This window comes from Enterococcus sp. HMSC072F02 (genome assembly GCF_001837725.1).
In the GTDB taxonomy this organism is placed as follows: Bacteria; Bacillota; Bacilli; order Lactobacillales; family Enterococcaceae; genus Enterococcus_B; species Enterococcus_B lactis.
Window position 1 is genome coordinate 1 of sequence record NZ_KV833958.1, and the last position, 3,201, is coordinate 3,201.

The 3,201-nt window shown below is 35.8% G+C and carries 3 protein-coding genes and 1 pseudogene; 2 read left to right on the plus strand and 2 right to left on the minus strand.

The genetic code is table 11. The features are described 5' to 3' along the window. The first annotated feature begins 177 nt into the window (after positions 1–177). Complete coding sequence (locus HMPREF2731_RS07765; protein ID WP_024635913.1) at positions 178–1,785, plus strand: Nramp family divalent metal transporter; 1,608 nt, start codon at positions 178–180, stop codon at positions 1,783–1,785. Between the two features lie 8 nt (positions 1,786–1,793). Further along, the gene (locus HMPREF2731_RS07770; protein WP_002297835.1) at positions 1,794–2,231 is read left to right on the plus strand and encodes a universal stress protein; all 438 of its coding nucleotides are present in this window, start codon (positions 1,794–1,796) and stop codon (positions 2,229–2,231) included. 57 nt (positions 2,232–2,288) lie between these two features. On the opposite strand, the gene HMPREF2731_RS07775 is transcribed toward HMPREF2731_RS07770, so the two are convergent. Together HMPREF2731_RS07775 and HMPREF2731_RS15345 are read right to left on the minus strand one after the other, a co-directional pair. Further along, entirely contained in the window at positions 2,289–2,486 is a 198-nt protein-coding gene (locus HMPREF2731_RS07775) for an IS3 family transposase (protein ID WP_002297837.1), read from the minus strand. 95 nt (positions 2,487–2,581) lie between these two features. Further along, positions 2,582–3,063, minus strand: a pseudogene (locus tag HMPREF2731_RS15345) (IS3 family transposase); the annotation flags it as partial. Between the last annotated feature and the right edge of the window lie 138 nt (positions 3,064–3,201).

Consider the following 3,201-nt stretch of genomic DNA (forward strand, 5'->3'; position numbering starts at 1 on the left):
TAGGATATTAAAATTAACTAGCACCACGGGTATATAGATGTATTTTTAACGTGTACAATTGATTCATTCCGATACAAATGAAATGAAGGCAAATAATATTAAATTAGGCGAATGTTTATTTTTTTTTAGGTTTGTCTAATATTTTGCTTTAATTTAATAAAAAAGAGGTGTATACTTATGATATTTTTAAAGGAAGGTGGAAATATTTTGAAAGATACAACAAGTCAGTCCGGTAAAGAGCACAAACCTCGATTAATTCAGCATGCGAATGGTCCCTCTTTAGAGGAAATTAACGGAACAGTCGAGGTACCCAAAGGCAAAGGATTTTGGAAAACCCTGTTCGCCTATTCTGGACCGGGAGCATTAGTTGCTGTGGGATATATGGATCCAGGCAACTGGTCTACTTCGATTACGGGTGGGCAAAACTTCCAGTATTTATTAATGTCGGTCATTTTAATGTCTAGTTTAATTGCAATGCTATTACAATATATGGCTGCTAAATTGGGAATTGTTAGTCAAATGGATTTAGCTCAAGCAATTCGAGCGAGAACGAGTAAAAAACTAGGAATCATTTTATGGATTTTAACGGAATTAGCGATTATGGCAACAGATATTGCGGAAGTAATTGGCGCATCAATTGCTCTTTATTTACTTTTTAATATTCCGCTTGTCGTCGCAGTCTTTATTACGGTATTTGATGTTTTATTATTATTGTTGTTAACGAAAGTTGGTTTTAGAAAAATTGAATCAATAGTTGTCTGTTTGATTTTTGTAATTCTTTTTGTGTTTGTTTATCAAGTAGCGTTGTCTGATCCTAATTGGGGGGATGTACTTAAAGGATTGGTTCCGACTGGTGAAACGTTCTCCTCTACACATTCAATTGGTGGTCAAACGCCTTTAACTGGTGCATTAGGAATTATTGGTGCAACCGTTATGCCTCATAATTTATATCTACATTCGGCTGTGTCTCAGACTCGAAAGATAAATCGTACGGATGAAGATGAAATCGCCAATGCTGTACGATTTTCAACATGGGATTCTAACATTCAATTGACTCTCGCTTTTTTTGTTAACTCCTTATTGCTCATAATGGGAGTTGCTGTTTTTAAAACAGGGGCAGTGAAAGATCCATCATTCTTTGGGTTGTATGAGGCTTTATCAAATCCGGATACATTGAGTAACGGAATTTTAATCACCGTTGCAAAATCAGGTCTTCTTTCTACATTATTCGCAGTCGCGTTATTAGCTTCTGGACAAAATTCAACGATTACCGGAACTTTAACTGGACAAGTAATTATGGAGGGATTCATTCATATGAGAATGCCAATTTGGCTAAGACGTTTAATTACGCGTTTGATTTCAGTTATCCCAGTGTTAATCTGTGTAATTATTACAAGCAGGCAAGGAACGATTCGGGAGCACACAGCGTTAAATACACTAATGAATAATTCACAAGTCTTCTTAGCTTTTGCGTTACCATTTTCGATGGTACCATTATTAATGATGACCAATAGTGAGGTGGAAATGGGAAGCCAGTTTAAAAATTCGATAGTTATTCGGATACTAGGATGGGGTTCAGTAATTGGATTGACATATTTAAATTTGATTGGATTGCCCGGCCAAATTGAAGGTTTTTTTGGTGAAAAGGTGACATCAAGCCAACTTGTACTAGCTGATTCTATTGCCTATGTCATTATCGTCGCAGTATTACTACTGTTAGCGTGGACAATTATTGAACTGTATAAAGGAAATAAAAAATATAATCAATTAATTAATGAAAGGTAAGATGCACTATGGAAGGATTTGATGAATTTAAAAATATTTTAGTTGGGGTAGATGAATCAGAAGGAGCTCAAAAAGCCTTTCAATATGCTGTAAAGCAAGCGAGTAAAACTGGAGCCGCATTACTGATTGCCTCAATTTTAGAAATTGAAGAGTTGAATGTTTATGAAGCGTTAGACCCTGAGTACTTGAGCCAGAAACGAAGTCAATTGTTACTTAATTTGGAAAAGTACAAACAATATGCAGAAAATAGCGGTGTAAAAAACATTCAGCTGTACAGTGGAGAAGGTGATCCGGCCGAGGAAATTACTAAGACGATTTTGCCAGCAACATCTGCAGATATCTTAATCATTGGATCGCGATCAATGCATGGAATTAAAGGATATTTTGGTTCGCATGCTACTTATATGGTTAAAAATTCTCCAATCTCAATTACAGTTATTAAGTAAATATTGCAGATAATATGTATTTGGGTCAATATCTTGGACAAATTTTAATAGAGATGGTTATGCTATTTCCTCTCTTGACAGGTCTTCAAACTCCTGTGGAGTTAGATAACCAATCGAACTAATGTAGCTAAATAGCGCTCGTTTGGCTTCTTCAAAATCTGAGTAAGTAGTCGTATAGACCTCTTCTTTTTTCAATGATGCATAGGAAGATTCGATTATTGTATACTGGCTGCATAAATCCGTTTGTAGAACCATTCCTCCTGGAATGTGACAATGCTTTTTAGATTAGAGTCAATAGCTGAGACACTTTTTACGAGAGATTTTTTATGTTAAGCAGCCAGTATCTTTTTCTAAAATTCAACCGGAGACAGATATGCTAAAGGACTGTGAATTCTGTGGTTGTTATAAAATCCTTGAACGTAACTGAAAATTTGTCGCCTTGCTTCTTCAAAAGTTTGATATATTGGTCGTTGGGACACATGTTCTTTCTTCAATAATGCATGGAATGATTCGATTCCTTCGTTATCGTAGGGACAGCCTTTACGGCTGTAGGAATGGTGATAGTTAATTCTTTCAGCCGTTCTTCGTATTCATTACTTGTATACTGCGACCCTAAATCGGTATGCAAAATCAGCCCATTTTCAACATTTCTATTTGAAACAGCGTCCTCAAGGGCTTTTTCTACAATAACAGTCGTCATATTACGATCAAAGTGATAACCGATAATTTTTCTTGAATGAAGGTCCATGATGGTTGAGAGATAGCACCATCCATCGTCTAACGTATGGATGTATGTGATATCAGCTACCCATTTCTGATTCAACCTAGTTGTGACTTTTGGATTTAAATGGCAGTATTTTTATAGAGATAAATGGCACTATCTGTGTTTCAGATAGTGCCATTTATCAGTTACCTACCCCAATGTAGTTCTAACTGTTAAAAGGGTTCTGTTGCAAAGTTTTAAATAAAG

Coding starts and splice junctions, on each gene's coding strand:
- HMPREF2731_RS07765 (WP_024635913.1), top strand. CDS start 178: ATGATATTTTTAAAGGAAGGTGGAAATATTTTGAAAGATACAACAAGT.
- HMPREF2731_RS07775 (WP_002297837.1), bottom strand. CDS start 2,486: ATGGTTCTACAAACGGATTTATGCAGCCAGTATACAATAATCGAATCT.
- HMPREF2731_RS07770 (WP_002297835.1), top strand. CDS start 1,794: ATGGAAGGATTTGATGAATTTAAAAATATTTTAGTTGGGGTAGATGAA.